The organism is Streptomyces sp. NPDC052016 (assembly GCF_044548445.1).
Lineage (GTDB): Bacteria > Actinomycetota > Actinomycetes > Streptomycetales > Streptomycetaceae > Streptomyces.
In genome coordinates this window covers 248,174-266,562 of the sequence record NZ_JBIUBX010000006.1, presented here as the reverse complement: position 1 = coordinate 266,562, position 18,389 = coordinate 248,174, and the positions used below count along the sequence as shown (strand labels likewise).

The 18,389-nt window shown below is 71.8% G+C and carries 15 protein-coding genes; 6 read left to right on the top strand and 9 right to left on the bottom strand.

Annotated features, from left to right (window positions below; all coding sequences use genetic code 11):
- The first annotated feature begins 20 nt into the window (after positions 1-20).
- Complete coding sequence (locus ACIHAR_RS10630) at positions 21-1,409, top strand: OFA family MFS transporter (protein ID WP_365457887.1); 1,389 nt, start codon at positions 21-23, stop codon at positions 1,407-1,409.
- 692 nt (positions 1,410-2,101) lie between these two features.
- Here the strand turns inward: ACIHAR_RS10630 and ACIHAR_RS10625 are convergent.
- From ACIHAR_RS10625 to ACIHAR_RS10590, 8 genes are all read right to left on the bottom strand, one after another.
- Positions 2,102-3,313: a Gfo/Idh/MocA family protein gene (locus ACIHAR_RS10625; RefSeq protein WP_400018550.1), complete on the bottom strand. Its 1,212-nt coding sequence runs from the start codon at positions 3,311-3,313 to the stop codon at positions 2,102-2,104.
- 304 nt (positions 3,314-3,617) lie between these two features.
- The gene (locus ACIHAR_RS10620) at positions 3,618-4,676 is read right to left on the bottom strand and encodes a substrate-binding domain-containing protein (protein WP_400018548.1); all 1,059 of its coding nucleotides are present in this window, start codon (positions 4,674-4,676) and stop codon (positions 3,618-3,620) included.
- Positions 4,677-4,693: 17 nt separating this feature from the next.
- Entirely contained in the window at positions 4,694-5,713 is a 1,020-nt protein-coding gene (locus ACIHAR_RS10615; RefSeq protein ID WP_400018546.1) for an ABC transporter permease, read from the bottom strand.
- 204 nt (positions 5,714-5,917) lie between these two features.
- Entirely contained in the window at positions 5,918-7,099 is a 1,182-nt protein-coding gene (locus tag ACIHAR_RS10610; RefSeq protein ID WP_365457876.1) for an ROK family transcriptional regulator, read from the bottom strand.
- Positions 7,100-7,472: 373 nt separating this feature from the next.
- Complete coding sequence (locus tag ACIHAR_RS10605) at positions 7,473-8,150, bottom strand: GntR family transcriptional regulator (protein ID WP_365457873.1); 678 nt, start codon at positions 8,148-8,150, stop codon at positions 7,473-7,475.
- A gap of 159 nt (positions 8,151-8,309) precedes the next feature.
- Positions 8,310-9,257, bottom strand: a complete 948-nt coding sequence (locus tag ACIHAR_RS10600; RefSeq protein WP_400018543.1) for a beta-ketoacyl-ACP synthase III — start codon at positions 9,255-9,257, stop codon at positions 8,310-8,312.
- Between the two features lie 206 nt (positions 9,258-9,463).
- Positions 9,464-9,643 (bottom strand): hypothetical protein, encoded by a 180-nt coding sequence (locus ACIHAR_RS10595; RefSeq protein WP_365457867.1) that lies wholly within the window; start codon positions 9,641-9,643, stop codon positions 9,464-9,466.
- A complete protein-coding gene (locus ACIHAR_RS10590) occupies positions 9,603-10,949 on the bottom strand; it encodes an OFA family MFS transporter (protein WP_400018540.1) in 1,347 nt (448 codons plus the stop codon). Before ACIHAR_RS10590 ends, ACIHAR_RS10595 begins: the two co-directional genes overlap by 41 nt.
- Before the next feature lie 311 nt (positions 10,950-11,260).
- Between ACIHAR_RS10590 and ACIHAR_RS10585 the strand changes: the two genes are divergently transcribed.
- From ACIHAR_RS10585 to fdhD, 5 genes are read left to right on the top strand one after another with little or no spacing between them, the layout of a single operon-like run.
- Positions 11,261-12,232 (top strand): 2-dehydropantoate 2-reductase, encoded by a 972-nt coding sequence (locus tag ACIHAR_RS10585; RefSeq protein ID WP_365457861.1) that lies wholly within the window; start codon positions 11,261-11,263, stop codon positions 12,230-12,232.
- Entirely contained in the window at positions 12,229-14,157 is a 1,929-nt protein-coding gene (locus ACIHAR_RS10580) for a molybdopterin-dependent oxidoreductase (protein ID WP_365457858.1), read from the top strand. The genes ACIHAR_RS10585 and ACIHAR_RS10580 overlap by 4 nt, the downstream gene beginning before the upstream one ends.
- A gap of 4 nt (positions 14,158-14,161) precedes the next feature.
- Positions 14,162-15,979 (top strand): NADH-ubiquinone oxidoreductase-F iron-sulfur binding region domain-containing protein, encoded by a 1,818-nt coding sequence (locus ACIHAR_RS10575; RefSeq protein ID WP_400018538.1) that lies wholly within the window; start codon positions 14,162-14,164, stop codon positions 15,977-15,979.
- Entirely contained in the window at positions 15,976-16,836 is an 861-nt protein-coding gene (locus ACIHAR_RS10570) for a 2Fe-2S iron-sulfur cluster-binding protein (RefSeq protein WP_400018535.1), read from the top strand. The genes ACIHAR_RS10575 and ACIHAR_RS10570 overlap by 4 nt, the downstream gene beginning before the upstream one ends.
- Positions 16,837-16,843: 7 nt before the next feature.
- A complete protein-coding gene (gene fdhD / locus ACIHAR_RS10565) occupies positions 16,844-17,692 on the top strand; it encodes a formate dehydrogenase accessory sulfurtransferase FdhD (RefSeq protein WP_365457849.1) in 849 nt (282 codons plus the stop codon).
- 72 nt (positions 17,693-17,764) lie between these two features.
- On the opposite strand, the gene ACIHAR_RS10560 is transcribed toward fdhD, so the two are convergent.
- Positions 17,765-18,304, bottom strand: coding sequence for an isochorismatase family protein (locus tag ACIHAR_RS10560; protein WP_400018533.1), 540 nt, complete (start codon positions 18,302-18,304; stop codon positions 17,765-17,767).
- Between the last annotated feature and the right edge of the window lie 85 nt (positions 18,305-18,389).

Genomic DNA, 18,389 nt, shown 5'->3' with positions numbered 1-18,389 from the left:
CGCGAGGGGTGCTACACGACATGACAACGACCGATCTACCGACCTCGGTTCCCTACCGTGAGGTGACCGACGCCAACGGACGCGTCTACCGCGTCGGTGAGACCGACATCGACATCATGGGCCGCAAACGCAAGTGGATGGTCATCCTGCCGTGGGTGGGCATGATGGGCATCAGCTCGGCCGAGTACGCGTTCGCGTCCGCCGAGGACACCCTGCACACGGCGCACAGCTGGAGCAGCGGCCACATCTTCTGGATGCTCGGCGTGTGGGTGTTCTTCCAGGCCGCGGTGGCCTTCCCCGCGGGCAAGCTCCGCGAGAGCGGCCGGCTGCCCGCCCGCTGGGCGATGATGTGCGGCGCGGTCGGCACACTGCTGGGGTACCTGTCGCTCGCCTTCGCGCCGCACGTGATCGTCGCCTACATCGGCTTCGGCATGTTCAGCGGCATGGGCGCGGGCATGGTGTACGCGACCTGCGTGAACATGGTCGCCAAGTGGTATCCGGAGCGCAAGGGTGGCAAGACGGGCTTCGTGAACGGCGGCTTCGCCTACGGGTCCGTCCCGTTCGTCTTCCTCTTCACCGGCTACATGGACCTCACCAACTTCCGCTGGGTGCTGGTCTCGGTGGGCCTCTTCCTGGCCACGGTGGTGGCGGTGGCGGGCAACTTCTTCCGCGACCCGCCGAAGAACTGGTGGCCGGCCGACGTCGACCCGCTGAAGAAGCCCGACGACGCGCGTGCCCGGCGCGCGCTGGAGAAGAACCCGCCGGCCGTGCACCAGTACACCCCGCTGGAGGCGTGGAGGACGGGCCGGGTGGCCCTCATGTGGTTCTGTCTGCTGTGCACCTCGGGCGTGAACATCTTCGGCATCGCCTTCCAGGTGCCCTTCGGTGACGAGGCGGGCTTCGCGGGCGGCATCGTGGCGACGGCGATGTCCCTGAAGGCGATCGTGAACGGCACGGGCCGCGGGGTCATCGGCTGGCTGTCGGACCGGTACGGCCGCAAGCAGTGCCTGATCTTCGTCTGCATCGTCCTCGGCCTGTCGCAGTACGGCATCCTCTTCTCCGGGAACATCGGGAACCTGCCGCTGTTCCTGTTGTTCTCGTCGATCTCCGGCTTCGGCGGCGGCGCCATCTTCCCCATGTTCGCCGCGATGACCGCCGACTACTTCGGAGAGAACAACAACGCCTCCAACTACGGCCTGGTCTACTCGTCGAAGCTGGTCTCCGGCCTGCTCGGCTCCGGCATGGGCGCCGTGGTGGTGAGCGCCTGGGACTACGCCGGCGCGTTCGTCCTGGCGGGTTCGATCTCCCTGTTCGCGGGCTTCGTCGCCCTGTTCCTGCACCCGCCCGGACGTCCCAAGGCCAAGCGCATCGTCCCGAACCCGCAACCGCTCGGCGAGGAGACGGCGTGACGCCCGCCCACGCCCCACGCCGAGGGCGCGGGCGCCCGGCCCCGTCGCAGCCCGCGCCTCACCGGCACACCCCGACGCCGCGCACCGTCCCCACCCTGACGTGACCGACTCCCGCGGCCGTGGCCACCGCGTCGGCGGCAGCGGGCGGGGCGCGCCACGCCCCGCCGGCGGCCGGCTGAGCGGGCACGGCCCGCGCGCGTGAGGCGGCCCTCCCCGGCCAGGATGCGGGGAGGGCCGCCTCACGCGCGCGGGGGCGCGTTCAGCACTTCTCGCGCAGCGAGTGCAGGTGCTCGCTCGACCGCCGCGCGAACGTGAAGGCGGGGCGCGGACAGGAACGGCCTCTTTGTCGTGGAGGAACCTCCGCTGGAGGAAGGGGAGGTGACGGCGGGCGGAGGTCCGGCGTCCTCCGCCCGCCGCCGTTCAGTGGCCCTGGACGGGCGGTTCCTTGATCCGGACGTCGCCGAAGGACACCTGGCCGGCGGAGCCGGTGAAGCACCGAGTGGTGGGAGGCGGCCCAGCACTCGAGGTCGTACGCGTCGGGGAGCCGGCGGCGCGGGGCGAGATAGGCGGGGTCGGCGAGCGCCTTGTCGACCTCGAAGTGGTGCCCCGAGCGCGCGAGTAGGCGTCCGGGGGCGGGTCGGTCCACCGGCCGGTGAAGACGGTGAACCTGCGCGGCATGCCGGGGGCCTTCCTCAGTCGGCGATCGGGGTGTAGACGGAGTTCTTCTGGGCGCTCTCCTCCACCGCCGCGAGGACGCGCTGGACCTGGAGTCCGTCGGCGAAGGAGGGTTCGGGCCGGCGGCCCTCGGCGATGGCGTGGACGAGGTCGCGGGCCTGGTGGACGAAGGTGTGCTCGTAGCCGAGGCCGTGGCCCGGGGGCCACCATGCGTCCAGGTAGGGGTGGTCGGGTTCGGTGACGAGGATGCGGCGGAAGCCGGCGTGGGTACCGGGTTCGGTGGCGTCGTGGAACCACAGTTCGTTGAGGCGTTCCAGGTCGAAGGCGAGCGAGCCTCGGTCGCCGTTGAGTTCGAGGCGCAGGGCGTTCTTGCGTCCGGTGGCGTAGCGGGTCGCCTCGAAGGAGGCGAGGGCGCCGGAGGTGAAGCGCCCGGTGAACAGGGCGGCGTCGTCGACGGTCACCGTGCCGGTGCCCGCGGTGCCGGATCCGGCGGCCAGGCCGCTGGTCGCCCCGCCCGGCAGGGGCCGCTGGCGCACGAACGTCTCGGTGAGCCCGCAGACCCCGGCCAGGCGCTCCCCCGCGAGGTGCTGGGCGAGGTCGACGATGTGGGCGCCGAGGTCGCCGAGCGAGCCGGAGCCGGCCAGTTCGCGGCGCAGTCGCCAGGTCAGCGGGAACTCCGGGTCGACGAGCCAGTCCTGGAGGTAGGTCATCCGTACGTGGCGCAGGGTGCCGAGGAGGCCGTCGGCGATCATCCGCCGGGCCAGCGCGGTGGCGGGGACACGCCGGTAGTTGAAGCCGACCATCGCCAACTGCCCGTTTCCGTACGCGGCTTCGGCGGCGCCGGCCATGGTCTCGGCTTCCTCGACGGTGTTGGCGAGGGGCTTCTCGCACAGGACGTGCTTGCCCGCTGCCAGCGCGGCGAGGGCGATCTCGGCGTGGCTGTCGCCGGGCGTGCAGATGTCGACGAGGTCGATGTCGTCCCGCTCGACGAGCGCCCGCCAGTCGGTCTCGGTCGCCGCCCAACCGTGCCGGTCGGCCGCCGCGCGTACGGCGGTCGCGTCACGGCCGCAGAGCACGGCGAGGACCGGCCGGAGGGGCAGGTCGAAGACGCGGCCCGCGGTGCGCCAGCCCTGGGAGTGGGCGGCGCCCATGAACGCGTAGCCGACCATGCCGACGCGCAGCGGTGGCTTGCCGGCCTCCGGTCGCGCTGACTGCTGCGGCTGTTCCATGCAGGTGTCCTCCTCGTCGTGGCGCGGTGGGGGGTGCGGCCTGCGCGGTGGGCGGCGCGGGCTCTTCGGGCGCGGGCGCCTCAGGGCGGGCGGTGGCCCGGGAGCGGCGGGCGTGGGCCCGGCCGGGCGGTGGGTCGGGGTGGGTCCGGCACCGGTGGTCGCCGTCCGGCGGGACCGCACGGGACACGACCGGCGGCGTGCCGTGCGGGCGGCCGGTGGCCCGGACGCGCGAGGCGGCTTCGGGCCGTGTCCGGTACGGGCCCGGCCGGTGGTCGGCGTTCCCGCCCCGGCCGGGCCGTCCGCCTCACCGGAACCCGGTGGACATGTACTGGTCGACGTTCTCCTTGTCGACGACCGCCGAGTAGAGGGTGATCGACGCGGGGATCTCGAACTCGGCGAGGCCGCCGACGCCCTTGCCCTGGCCGAGCGCGCGGGCGAGGTCGATCGCGGAGGCGGCCATGGTCGGCGGGTACAGGACGGTCGCCTTCAGGACGCCGTCGTCCTGCTTGATCGCCTGGAAGGCGGAGAGGGCGCCGGCGCCGCCGACCATCAGGAAGTCGTCCCGGCCTGCCTGTTCGATGGCGCGCAGCGCGCCCACGCCCTGGTCGTCGTCGTGGTTCCACAGCGCGTCGAACTTCGGCTGGGCCTGCAGGAGCTGGGCCATCTTGGCCTGCCCGGACTCGACCGTGAACTCGGCGGCCTGGCGGGCCACCTTCTTGATGTTCGGGTAGTTCTTCAGGGCGTCGTCGAAGCCCTGGGTGCGCTGCTTGGTCAGTTCGAGGTTGTCCAGGCCGGCCAGTTCGATGACGCGGGCGTCGGACTTCCCCTTGAGCTTCTCGCCGATGTAGTGGCCGGCGTTGAGGCCCATGCCGTAGTTGTCGCCGCCGATCCAGCAGCGGTACGCCTGCGGGGTGTTGAAGATCCGGTCGAGGTTGACGACGGGGATGCCGGCCCGCATCGCCTTCAGGCCGACCTGGGTGAGGGCCTTGCCGTCGGCGGGGAGGACGACCAGGACGTCGACCTTCTTGTTGATGAGGGTCTCGATCTGGCCGATCTGCTGGGCGGTGTCGTTGGAGCCCTCGGTGATCTCCAGGGTGACGTCCGAGTACTTCTTCGCGCGGTTCTTGGCGTTGTCGTTGATGGCGTTGAGCCAGCCGTGGTCGGCCTGAGGGCCGGCGAAGCCGATGGTGACCTGCTTGCCGGGCTTGTCGTCGGCGGCCGGCTGATCGTTCGCCGCCGGTTCCTCCTTGGGGTCGTTGCTCGTGCAACCCGTGAGGAGGGTGCCGGCCGAGACGGCGGCGGTGGTGAGGAGCAGTCCTCTGCGGCTGGTGAAGCGGCTCGTGAATGACGTCGGCTCTGGCATGGCGGTGAACCCTTTCCTCAGGTCGTGCTCGCGGTACGGCGCTGGACCAGCACGGCGGCGACGATGATCGCGCCCTTGGCGATCTGCTGGACGTCGCTCTGCAGGTTGTTCAGGGCGAAGATGTTGGTGATCGTGGTGAAGATCAGGACGCCGAGGACGGAGCCGGTGATCGTGCCGCGGCCGCCGCTGAGGAGGGTGCCGCCGATGATCGCGGCGGCGATGGCGTCGAGTTCGTAGAGGTTGCCGTTGGTGTTCTGGCCCGAGCCGGACAGGATGATCAGCAGGAAGGCGGCGATGCCGCAGCACAGTCCGGAGAGCAGGTAGAGGTAGAGGCGCTGGCGGCGTACGTCGATGCCGGCGAGCCGGGCGGCCTCCGCGTTGCCGCCGACGGCGACGGTGCGCCGGCCGAACGTGGTGCGGTTCAGCACCAGCCAGCCGATGATCGTCACGACGGCGAACACCATGACGAGGGGCGGTACGCCGAGCACGTAGGCGTCGCGTTCGCCGAGGTCGAGGATGCCGTCGACGGTGACGATCTGTGTCTTGCCGTCGGTGATCTGCAGGGCGAGTCCGCGGGCGGAGGCGAGCATGGCGAGCGTGGCGATGAAGGGGACCATCCCGCCGTACGCGATGAGCAGGCCGTTGACCAGGCCGCATCCCAGGCCGACGAGGACGGAGGTGAGGAGGATGCCGCCGAAGCCGTACTCCTGGGTGGCGAGGGTGGTCGCCCACACGGAGGCGAGGGCGACGATCGCGCCGACGGACAGGTCGATGCCGCCGGAGGTGATGACGAAGGTCATGCCGACGGTGACGACGCCGATCACCGAGGCCTGGGTGAGGACGAGTTGGAGGTTGCGGGTGTCGAGGAACTCGTCGGGTCTGGTGATGCCGCCGATGACGATCAGCGCGGCGAGGACGCCGAGGAGGGAGAGGGTCCGGACGTCGGCACGGAACAGGAGGGCACGCCAGGCCGGGCCCCCGGTGGCCGAGGGGACCTTGTCGGCACTGCCTCCGGTCGGGGAGACGGGCTGCGTCATGACGGCGGGCTTCCTTCCATGACGAGGTCGGGTACGCGGTGTTCGTCGAGTTCGCGGGCGGGCGCGGTGTGGACGACGCGGCCGAGGTGGGGCGGTCTCGGAGCAGGGCAGAGCAGGGCGCCGTGCGGGGGGGTGAACAGCTCTGTGCGAGTGGAAGGAGCCTTGTGCGGCCGGGAGGGGAGAGGTGTGGTTACGGGGGTGGTGTCACGCGGGTGAGAAGAGGTGGTCGCTGATCAGGCGGGCCGCGCCGATCACACCGGCGGTGGGTCCCAACTCCCCGAGGACGATGGGCAGGTTGCCGGTCGCCAGGGGCAGTGACTGGCGGTAGACCTGGGTGCGGATGGCGGCGAGCAGGTTGTGGCCGAGGCCGGTCACCCCGCCGCCGATCACCACGAGGCCGGGGTTGAAGAAGGAGACGAGTCCGGCGATGACCTGGCCGACGCGGTTGCCGCCCTCGCGGATCAGGTCGAGGGAGGTGGCGTCGCCCGCGGCGGCCGCGGCGGCGACGTCGGCGGCGGTGAGGCCGCCGTGCGTCTCCAGCCGCGCCTCGAGTTCCGCCGAGAGGCCCTGCCGCGCCGCCTCCACCGCGTCGCGGGCCAGGGCCGCGCCGCTGAAGTGGGCTTCCAGGCAGCCCCGGTTGCCGCAGGCGCAGGGGCGTCCGTCGGGTACGGCCTGGATGTGCCCGATGTCGCCGGCGCTGCCGGTCGTCCCGCGGTAGACCTGGCCGCCGACGACGATGCCGCAGCCGACACCGGTGCCGATCTTGACGCAGAGGAAGTCGGCGACGCTGCGGGCGACGCCGGCGTGCTGCTCCCCCATCGCCATGAGGTTCACGTCGTTGTCGACCATGACGGGGCAGCCGAGTTCCTGGCTGAGCGCCTCCCGTACGGGGAAGCCGTCCCAGCCGGGCATGATCGGCGGCGCGACCGGTACGCCCTCGGGGAAGCGGACCGGCCCGGGTACGCCGATGCCCGCGCCGTCGAAGCCCTCGGCGAGTCCCGTCGCCTTCAGCTTCGCGGCCATGGCGAGGACTTGCTCGAACACCGCGACCGGTCCCTCGCGCACGTCGAAGGGCTGATTGAGGTGTCCGAGGGTCTCCAGTTCGGCGTTGGTGACCGCGACGTCGACCGAGGTCGCGCCGATGTCGACGCCGAGGAAGCGGAGGTGGGGGTTGAGCCGGACGTTGTGGGAGCGGCGGCCGCCGCGCGAGGCGGCGAGTCCGTCGGCCACCACGAGGCCCGTCTCCAGGAGGCGGTCCACCTCCACGGCCAGCTTGGACCGCGACAGGTCGACCTGGTCGCCGAGCTGGGCGCGGGAGTTGGGTCCGCCGTCGCGCAGCAGCTTGAGCAGCCGCGCCTGATGCGCGTTCGCGGGTCGTGCCGTCATGCGCCTCACGAGCCCCTCCCCGCCTCAATCGACCGCCTGTCGTCGGGCTTTGGAGGGGAACGTAGCAGCGGTCGCCGGGAGTGGGAAGAAGTCGTGCGTGCATTGCCGCCGACTTTCTCCACTCGCAGGACAAAGGTGGGTGGGCCGGTGCGTTCAAGCGCTCGTGGGGCTGGGCGTTGCCCGACGCCGGATGCTGCCCCGTTCCACGGAGACGGCCCGGCTCCCCTCCGGCTCACCGGCTGTCGGCTGTCGGCTGTCGGCCGCAGGCCCGCCGACCCGCCCTCCCGTGGACGACGGCCGTAGACGGTCCACCGCGAGCCGCGATCCGCCCCAGGCGATCCGCCGCAGCCGATCCGCGCGTCGCCCAGCCGCGCTAAGCCCCCTGACGTGCGTGGTAAGAACGGCGTGTGTGCTCGGTGTGCTCGCGCATGAGCTGCGTGGCGCGCTGCTCGTCCCCCGCCGAGATCGCGGCGATGAGGTCGCGGTGTTCGATCCAGGACTGGTGTCCGCGCTGCCGTGCGATCGGCGTGTAGTACCAGCGCACCCGGCGGTCGACCTGCGCCGCGAGCTCGGCGAGGACCGCGTTGCCCGCGAGTTCCATGATCTTGGCGTGGAAGCGGGCGTTGAGGGCGACGGCGGCGTCCACGTCGTCGGAGGCGACGGCCAGCATGCCCTGCGCCAGGATCTCGTCGAGCGCCTCGATGCCGGCCTTGTCGGCGTGCGAGGCGGCGAGCCGCGCGGCCTCCGCCTCCAACAGGGTTCGCACGGTGAGGAGTTGGTCGGCCTCCTCCTCGGTGGGCTCGTGCACGAACGCGCCCTGGGCGGGCCGCAGATCGACCCATCCCTCGGTGTTCAGCCGCTGGAGCGCCTCGCGCACGGGCTGGCGGGAGACGCCGAGGTGGCCGGCGAGTTCGCTCTCGACGAGGTGCTGTCCGGGTTGCAGCGCGCGGGTGGTGATGAGCTCCAGCAGCGCCTCGTAGACGCGTTCGCGCAGCGGGCCGGGGCGTTCGAGCTTGGGCACCGCACCCTGCGGCAGTCCTGTCGACAACATCGGTCGGTCCCCCTCCTGGGCAGCGCCGGGCGCCGGGCGCCTGCAGCCGGAAAGCCAGTATCGATTGTCTTTCGTCTACAGTCTACGGCCCACTGTAGCCAGGGCCGGGCGCCGTCGACCGCGTCACATCGCCCCCGCCCGGCCGCCGGGCGCCGCCCGTCACGGGCAGCGTACGACCTGCCCCGCGTACGACAGGTTGCCGCCGAAGCCGAAGAGCAGCACCGGGTCGCCGCTGGAGATGGCGCCGCGCTCCACCAGCTTGGAGAAGGCGATCGGGATGCTGGCGGCGGAGGTGTTCCCCGATTCGGTGACGTCGCGGGCGACGACGGCGTTGACGGCGCCGATCTTCTCCGCGAGGGGCTCGATGATGCGCAGGTTCGCCTGGTGCAGGACGACGGCGGCGAGGTCCGCCGGCGCGAGCCCGGCCCGCTCGCACGCCTGCCGGGCGAGCGGCGGCAGCTGGGTGGTGGCCCAGCGGTACACGCTCTGCCCCTCCTGCGCGAACCGGGCCGGCTGCCCCTCGATGCGCACCGCGTGCCCCATCTCGGGCACCGAGCCCCACAGCACGGGCGCGATACCGGGCTCGGCGCCGGCGGGACAGGCCTCGACCACGACGGCGCCGGCTCCGTCGCCGACGAGGACGCAGGTGGTGCGGTCGCTCCAGTCGGTCACCTCGGACATCTTGTCGGCGCCGATGACCAGGGCCCGGCTCGCGGCGCCCGCCCGCACGGTGTGGTCGGCGGTGGCCAGGGCGTGGGTGAACCCGGCGCACACGACGTTGACGTCCATCGCGGCCGGGCGCGGGACGCCGAGGCGGGCGGCGACCCGGGCGGCCATGTTGGGTGAGCGGTCGACGGCCGTGGAGGTCGCGACCAGCACCAGGTCGATGTCGGCGGGCGTGAGCCCGGCCGTCGCGAGCGCCTTGGCGGCGGCGTGCGCGGCCAGTTCGTCCACGGGCTCGTCGGGTTCGGCGATGTGGCGCGTGCTGATGCCCACCCGGCTCCTGATCCACTCGTCACTGGTGTCGACCATGCCCGCCAGGTCCTCGTTGGTGAGAATCCTGGCGGGCTGGTAGTGGCCGACGGCGGCGATGCGCGAGCCGTTCATTGGGTGGTCCCCTCGGTGCCGTGGGTAGCGGGATGCACCAGTCTGATCAGTGACTCACGGGTACGACGTCAGGTGAAGCGACAGGAATCGGGCGCCGGGGTTGTCGGCTTCCCTCTAACCCCCGGACGCCCGAACAGTGCGTTCCCCGTCTGCGCTCGGGCGCCCGCGACCGAGCGTGCGGCAGGGCGCCGGGCCCCGCGGCGCGCCTACCCGGTGAACAACTGCGTCGCCTTCCGCACGAGTTCGTACAGTCCGTAGGCGAGCGGCGCTCCCACCCACAGCCAGGAGAAGGCGATGAGCGGCGTGCGGCTCCCCTCGCCGGAGCCGGGCCGGGGGTGGGCGAGGTCAGGCGGACTCGGGCTGCTGGGACGGGGGTCGTGCGGCATCGGCGGCCTCTCTCGGGGCGGGGACGTGATGGTGGCGGACGTGGACGGGGCGGACGAGTTCGTTGGCGACGAATCCGACGGCGAGCAGCCCGATCATGATGAACAGGGAGAGGGTGTAGAGGGACGAGCCGTGCTTGCCGGCCTCCTCCTGCCGGTCGGCGATCCAGTTGACGATCAGCGGGCCGAGGACGCCGGCCGTGGACCAGGCGGTGAGCAGGCGCCCGTGGATCGCGCCGACCTGGTAGCTGCCGAACAGGTCCTTGAGGTAGGCGGGGATGGTCGCGAATCCTCCGCCGTAGAAGGAGAGGATCACCAGCGCGCACAGGATGAACAGGGGTTTGGAGGAGTCGCCGACGAGGGCGATCAGCGCGTACATGAGGGCGCCGGCGCCCAGGTACAGGCGGTAGACGTTCTTGCGCCCGATGAGGTCCGAGGTCGACGACCAGCCGATGCGGCCCGCCATGTTGGCCGCCGACAGCAGGGCGACGAAGCCGGCGGCGGCCGTCACGGACACGGGTGTGGAGGTGTCGGCGAAGAAGTCCGTGATCATCGGGGCGGCCTTCTCCAGGATGCCGATGCCGGCGGTCACGTTCATGCAGAGCACGACCCACAGGCACCAGAACTGCGGGGTGCGCACCGCGCTGCGGGCCGAGACCTGCACCCCCTGCACGGCGGCCGGCCCGTCGCCGGCGGCCGGCTCCGCGGCTCGCGGCACCCGTACCAGGAGGACGCCCAGCAGCATGAAGAGCGCGTACGAGAGCCCGTGGACGAGGAACGCGAGGGCGATCCCGGAGTGGTCGGCGCCGAACGACTCCAGCATCTGCGCCGACCAGGGCGAGGCGATGAGCGCGCCGCCGCCGAAGCCCATGATGGCGATGCCGGTGGCCATGCCGGGCCGGTCGGGGAACCACTTGATGAGGGTGGAGACGGGTGAGATGTACCCGATGCCGAGGCCGATGCCGCCGACGAAGCCGTAGCCGAGGACGATCAGCCAGTACTGCTCGGTGGCGGCGCCGAGGGCGGAGATCAGGAAGCCGGACGAGAAGCAGACCAGGGCGACGGTCATCGCCCAGCGGGGGCCGTTGCGTTCGACGAGGGTGCCGCCGAACGCGGCGGACAGGCCCAGCATGACGATGGCGAGCTGGAAGGGCAGTGCGCTCTGGGTGCCGCTGAGGCCGAGGGCGGACTCCAGCGGCGGCTTGAACACGGACCAGGCGTAGGCCTGTCCGATGGAGAGGTGGACCGAGAGGGCGGCCGGGGGGACGAGCCAGCGGCTCCAGCCGGGTGGGGCGACAGGGGGACTCATGAGTCCGGAACGGTAGGAAGCGGCGCGGGAGTTGAGAAGACGGCGCGTCGACCGTATGCGGTGAGCGGTATGCAGGATGCGCCGAACGGTCGTCGGACGGGCCGGTTGCCGCGAGGGGCGCGGTCCGGGGCGGTCGTCTTCCGGGCGGCCGTAATGATGCCGGACCCCCGCCGTCCGTGGTGGCGCGCGGACCTTGCCGCCCGTGGTGCTGCGCGGACCCTTGCCGCCCCCACCACCATACTGTAGACAATATTCAGTCGACAGCGTTCGGCAGTTCCTCGGTACCCTCGACCGAACGGAGCTCCCTCACCATGAAAGTCGCAGTCCTCGGCGCCGGTGCGATCGGCGCCTACGTCGGTGCCGCGCTCCACCGCGCCGGCGCCGACGTCCACCTCGTCGCCCGTGGACCGCATCTCGCGGCCATGAGGCGGCACGGGGTACGGGTGCTCAGCCCGCGCGGCGACTTCACCGCCCGCGCCCACGCCACCGACGACCCGGGCGAGATCGGCCCGGTCGACTACGTCTTCCTCGGCCTGAAGGCCAACTCGTACGCGGCGTGCGGGCCGCTCATCGAGCCCCTTCTGCACGAGACCACGGCGGTGATCGCCGCTCAGAACGGCATTCCCTGGTGGTACTTCCACCGGCACGGCGGCCCCTACGACGGCCACCGCGTCGAGAGCGTGGACCCGGGCGGCGCGGTCAGTGCGGTGCTCGCGCCCCGACGGGCCGTCGGCTGCGTGGTCTACGCGGCCACCGAGCTCGAAGGGCCGGGCGTCGTACGGCACCTGGAAGGCACCCGGTTCTCGGTCGGCGAGCCCGACCGCAGTGTCTCGGAGCGCTGCCTGGCGTTCAGCGAGGCCATGAAGGCGGGCGGGCTGAAGTGCCCGGTCGAGCCCGACCTGCGCAACGACATCTGGCTCAAGTTGCTCGGCAACATCTCCTTCAACCCGATCAGCGCGCTGGCCCGAGCGACCATGCGGCAGATGTGCCTGCACGGCGGCACCCGCCAGGTCATCGAGACGATGATGCGCGAGACGCTCACCGTCGCCGAGGCCCTCGGCTGCGAGGTGGGCGTCTCCATCGAGCGCCGGCTCGCGGGTGCCGAGCGCGTCGGCGACCACCGCACCTCCACGCTCCAGGACCTGGAGCGCGGCAAACCGCTCGAACTCGACGTACTGCTCGCGGCGGTCGTCGAGCTGGCGGAGATCACCGGCGTCGAGGTGCCCACGCTGCGCACCGTGCACGCCATCTCGGACCTGCTCGCGCTGAGGAGCGCCGCATGAAGAGCACGAGGAAACGCGGACCGAAGACCTACACCCGGCTCACCCGTCCACTCGTCCGCGACTCCCGCGACGAACCGTTCCGGCCGGCGAGCTGGGAGGAGGCGCTGGACCGCGCGGCCCGCGGCCTGGCCGCCGCGCGCGGCGCGTTCGGCATGTTCTCCTGCGCGCGGGCCACGAACGAGATGAACTACGTGGCGCAGAAGTTCGCCCGGGTCGTCATGGGCACCAACAACGTCGACTCCTGCAACCGGACGTGTCACGCGCCGAGCGTCGCCGGCCTGTCGGCCGCCTTCGGCTCGGGCGGGGGGACGTCCTCGTACGAGGAGATCGAGCACACGGACGTCATCGTGATGTGGGGCTCCAACGCCCGTTACGCGCATCCGATCTTCTTCCAGCACGTCCTCAAGGGGGTCCGGAACGGCGGTCGGCTGTATGCGGTCGACCCGCGGCGGACGTCCACCGCCGAGTGGGCGGAGAGCTGGCTCGGCCTCAACGTGGGCACCGACATCCCGATGGCCCACGCGATCGGCCGCGAGATCATCCACGCCGGGCTGGCGAACCGGGCGTTCATCGAGCGGGCGACCACGGGTTTCGAGGAGTACGCGGCCCTCGTGGAGCCGTGGACGCTGTCGCTCGCCGAGAAGGTGACCGGCGTGCCGGCGGCGGCGATAAGGGAGCTGGCGCACGCCTACGCGCGCGCCGAGCGCGCCCAGCTGTGCTGGACCCTCGGCATCACCGAGCACCACAACGGCACCGACAACGTCCGCGCGTTGATCAACCTGTCCCTGCTCACCGGACACGTCGGCCGGTACGGTTCGGGGCTGCAGCCCCTGCGCGGCCAGAACAACGTGCAGGGCGGCGGCGACATGGGCGCCATCCCCAACCGTCTGCCCGGCTTCCAGGACATCCTCGATCCGGAGGTACGGCTGAAGTTCGAGTCGGCCTGGGACACCGTGATCCAGCCGCACTACGGGCTGAACCTGACGGAGATGTTCGAGGCGATGGAGGACGGCGCCCTGAAGGCCGTCTACTGCATCGGTGAGAACCCGGCGCAGTCGGAGGCCGACAGCGAGCAGGCCGTGCGGCGGCTGAGGGCGCTGGACTTCCTCGTCGTCCAGGACATCTTCCTCACGAAGACGGCCGAGCTGGCGCACGTCGTGCTGCCGGCGACCGCCGGCTGGGCGGAGACCGAGGGCACCACCACCAACAGCGAGCGGCGGGTCCAGCGGGTACGGCGTGCGGTGACGCCTCCCGGTGAGGCCCGGGAGGACATCGACATCCTCTGCGACCTGGCGGCCCGTCTCGGCCACGACTGGAAGTACGCCGACGCCGAGACCGTGTGGAACGAGCTGCGGTCGGTGTCCCCGGACCACTACGGGATGACGTACGACCGGCTCGAGGAGCACCAGGGCATCCAGTGGCCGTGTCCGAGCACCGAACGCCTCGAACCCACCTATCTCCACGGCAGGTTGTGGGAGAAGGACCCCGAGCGGCGGGGGAGGCGGGCGCCGTTCGGGATCGTGCGGCACGATCCGCCGGTCGATCTGACGGACGAGGAGTACCCGATCCGGCTGACCACCGGCAGGCGGCTCGACTCCTACAACACCGGTGTGCAGAGCGGCGGTTACGCCTCCCCGCTGCGGCGCGGGGAGTACGTCGAGCTGTGCCCGGAGGACGCCGAGCGCTACGGAGTGGTGGTCGGCGAGGAGGTCCGGGTGGCGTCCCGGCGCGGATCGGTGGTGGCCCCGGTGTGGGTCGACACCGCGCTGCGGCCCGGGCTCGCCTTCATGACCATGCACTTTCCCGACGAGGTGGACACCAACCGGCTGACGATCGAGGCCAACTGCCCGATCGCGGGGACGGCGGAGTTCAAGGCGTCGGCGATCCGGATCGAGAAGCTCCCGGCCCCGACCAGTGTGAGGTGACGTCGTGGACCTGCACTTCGGCGACAGCAAGCCGACGGACGACGAACGGGCGGCCGTCGACGCCCTGCTCGGCCCCCCGCAGTCCGCCTGGGAGGGCGCCGACCGCACGGACGCGGACCTGCGGTGGGCGCGCGGCGGACGGGAGGCCCGCGACCGACGGGACCTGCTGCTGCCGGGGCTGCACGCGATCAACGACCGGGTCGGCTGGATCAGCGAGGGCGCCCTGGACTACCTGTGCCGCCGGCTGACCGTGCCGCCCGCGGAGGCGTACGGGGTCGCCACCTTCTACGCGATGTTCTCCGTCAGGCCGCGTGCCTCGACCGTGCTGCACGTGTGCACGGACCTGGCGTGCACGGCCGCCGGCGCGCGGGAGCTGTGCGAGGGCGTCGTCTCCGGCGTCGGTCCAGGCGTGCACGTCGAGCGCAGTCCGTGTCTCGGCCTGTGCGAACGCGCCCCGGCCGCCCTGGCGATCCGGGCGGGCGATCCGGTGCGTACGGCGGTGTCGGCGCCGGCGACCGTACGCGAGGCCGTGCTCGCCGCCACCGCGCCGGACTCCGCGCCGGAGGAACCGCCCGCGGTGGCGGCGGTCCCGCAGACGGGTGACGCCGGTCTCCTGCTGCTGGGCCGCGTCGGTGTCGTGGACCCGTCGTCCCTCGACGACTACCGTGCCCACGGTGGCTACAGCGCGCTGCGCCGCGCGTTCGCGCTCGGCCCGGCGGGCGTCATCCGCGAGGTCACCGACTCCGGGCTGGTCGGGCGCGGCGGCGCCGCCTTCCCCACGGGGCGCAAGTGGCAGGCCACCGCGTCGCAGCCCGACCACCCGCACTACCTGGTGTGCAACGCCGACGAGTCGGAGCCGGGCACCTTCAAGGACCGGGTGCTGATGGAGGGTGATCCGTACGCGCTGGTGGAGTCGATGACGATCGCCGCGTACGCGGTCGGCGCGCACCGGGGTTACCTGTATCTGCGCGGCGAGTATCCGCGGGCGATACACCGTATGCAGCATGCGGTCGACCAGGCGCGGGCGCGTGGTCTGCTCGGCGACGACATCCTCGGCCAGGGCTACGCCTTCGACATCGAGATCCGTCGCGGCGCGGGCGCGTACATCTGCGGTGAGGAGACGGCCCTGTTCAACTCCATCGAGGGCTACCGGGGCGAGCCGCGCTCGAAGCCGCCGTTCCCGGTGGAGAAGGGCCTCTTCGGCAAGCCGACGGCCGAGAACAACGTGGAGACGCTGGTGAACGTGCTGCCGATCCTGACCATGGGGGCGGCGGCGTACGCGGCGATCGGCACGGGGAGGTCCACCGGTCCGAAGCTGTTCTGCGTGTCGGGCAGTGTGGAGCGGCCGGGGGTCTACGAGCTGCCGTTCGGTGCGACGCTGGGCGAGCTGCTCGCGCGGGCCGGGGTGCGCGGCCGGCTGCGCGCGGTGCTGCTCGGCGGGGCGGCCGGCGGCTTCGTACGGCCGGACGAGATCGACATCCCGCTCACCTTCGAGGGCACGCGGGAGGCGGGTACGACGCTCGGCTCGGGGGTCGTGATGGCCTTCGACGACACGGTCCCGCTGCCCCGGCTCCTGCTGCGCATCGCCGAGTTCTTCCGTGACGAGTCGTGCGGGCAGTGCGTGCCGTGCCGGGTCGGGACCGTCCGGCAGGAGGAGGCGCTGCAGCGGATCGTGGAGCGCACCGGCGCGGCCGCCGCCGACGACATCGCCCTGCTCAGGGAGGTCGGGCGGGCGATGCGGGACGCCTCGATCTGCGGCCTGGGACAGACCGCGTGGAACGCCGTGGAATCCGCCATCGACCGCTTGGGGGCGTACGAATGACCGTGACACCGCTGGGGATCCCGCGTCGGCTGCTGGAGTTCACCATCGACGGCGAGCCGGTCCGCGCGCCGGAGGGTTCCACGATCCTGGACGCGTGCCGGGCGGCGGGGAAGGACGTGCCGACGCTGTGCCAGGGGGACACGCTCACGCCCAAGAACGCCTGCCGTGTCTGCGTGGTGGAGGTCGAGGGGTCGCGCACCCTGGTCCCGGCGTGCTCGCGCAGGGCGGAGACCGGCATGGAGGTCCGTACCGACACCGAGCGCGCCCGGCACAGCCGCAAAGTCGTCCTCGAACTGCTCGCGTCGTCGGTCGATCTGTCCACGACGCCGAAGGTCGCGGAATGGATCAAGGAGTACGAGGCGAAGCCGGATCGTTTCGGCCCCGGTGCGGCGCGGGTGAACGAGGAACCGAGGGTGGACAACGACCTGTACGTCCGCGACTACGACAAGTGCATCCTGTGCTACAAGTGCGTCGACGCCTGCGGTGACCAGTGGCAGAACACTTTCGCGATCTCCGTGGCGGGGCGCGGTTTCGACGCCCGGATCGCGGTCGAGCACGACGCGCCGCTGACGGACTCGGCGTGCGTGTACTGCGGGAACTGCATCGAGGTCTGTCCGACGGGGGCGCTGTCGTTCAAGTCGGAGTTCGACCGGCGGGCGGCGGGCACCTGGGACGAGTCGGCGCAGACGCGGACGACGACCGTGTGCGCGTACTGCGGCGTGGGCTGCAACCTCACGCTCCACGTGCAGGACAATGAGATCGTGAAGGTCACCTCGCCGCACGACAACCCGGTGACCCACGGCAACCTCTGCATCAAGGGCCGCTTCGGCTACCAGCACGTACAGAACCGGGGCTGATCACGACATGGGACGAGTCACCGAACGACGCAAGGTGCTCCGCATACGCGACGGGGCGGTGTCCAGCCGGCCGGACACGCTCGTCGCGGAGGAACCGCTGGAGATCCGGCTCAACGGCAAGCCGCTCGCCATCACCATGCGCACGCCCGGCGACGACTTCGCGCTGGCGGCCGGATTCCTGGTCAGCGAGGGTGTACTGGCTGCCGCATCCGATGTACTGAACATCGTCTACTGCGCGGGCGCGACCGTGGACGGCTCGAACACCTACAACGTCGTGGACGTGAAGACCTCCTCCGGCGTCACGATCCCCGACATCACCCTCGAGCGGAACGTCTACACCACGTCCTCGTGCGGCCTGTGCGGCAAGGCGAGCCTGGACGCGGTCCGTACGACGGCCCGCTGGCCCATCGCCGACACTCCCCCGGTCCGTGTCGAACCGGAGCTGCTCGCGAGCCTCCCCGACCGGCTGCGCGCGGCCCAGCGGGTGTTCGACCGGACCGGGGGGCTGCACGCGGCGGCCCTGTTCTCCGAGGACGGCGAGCTGCTGGACGTCCGGGAGGACGTGGGCCGGCACAACGCGGTCGACAAGCTGGTCGGCCGCGCCCTGCAGAACGGCGAGCTGCCGCTGTCGCGGACGATCCTGCTGGTGTCGGGGCGGGCCTCGTTCGAGCTGGCGCAGAAGGCCGTGATGGCGGGCATCCCGATGCTCGCGGCGGTGTCGGCGCCCTCGTCGCTGGCGGTGGACCTGGCCGCGGAGACCGGGCTGACGCTGGTGGGTTTCCTGCGGGGCAGTTCCATGAACGTGTACGCGGGTGAGGACCGCATCGCCCTGCGGACCGCGGCCGCCCGGGGCTGAGGCGGTTGCCCGCGGCACGGCGGCGGGGCCCCGACCGGCGGGGAGCGCCCCCTGCGCCGCAGGGGCCCCGTCTCAGTCTCCGGCTCGCCCGGTCGTGAACCGTACGTCGCCGGCGCGTACGACCGTGCCCAGCCGGGGGAAGTCTAGCCGTACCGACGCCTCGTGCTCGGCGCCGGTGAGCGCGGCCATCGCGTCCTCGACGAAGACGAGGTCGTAGCCGAGGTCGCCGGCGGCGCGGGCGGTGGACTCGACGCCGAGGTTCGTGGCGATGCCGCCGAACACGAGGGTGGTGACGCCGTGCCGGCGCAGTCGGTCGTCCAGGCCGGTGCCCTGGAAGCCGCCGACGGTCCGCTTGACGATCTCCAGGTCGCCTTCGCGCGGCAGGCCGTGGGCGAGGGCGCTGCCGGGCGGCTGTTCGGCGACGCCGGGGCGTTCGACGCGGACGAGGACGACGAGGGCCCCGGCCGCCCGGAACGTGCCCGCCAGCTCCTCGGCGACGGCCAGTACCTCGGTGCCCTTGCGGGGCTCCAGGGGCAGCGCGACGATCCGGTCCATCAGATCGACCAGGACGAGTGCGGTACGCGGGGCGTCGAGCGCGAGGGGTACGGTCATGACGGAACGTTAACCCTCGGCAGCCGTCCGTGCCGGAAATCCGGATCAACAGGTCCGTGAACGGCCGGCGTTCGACGGCGTTCAC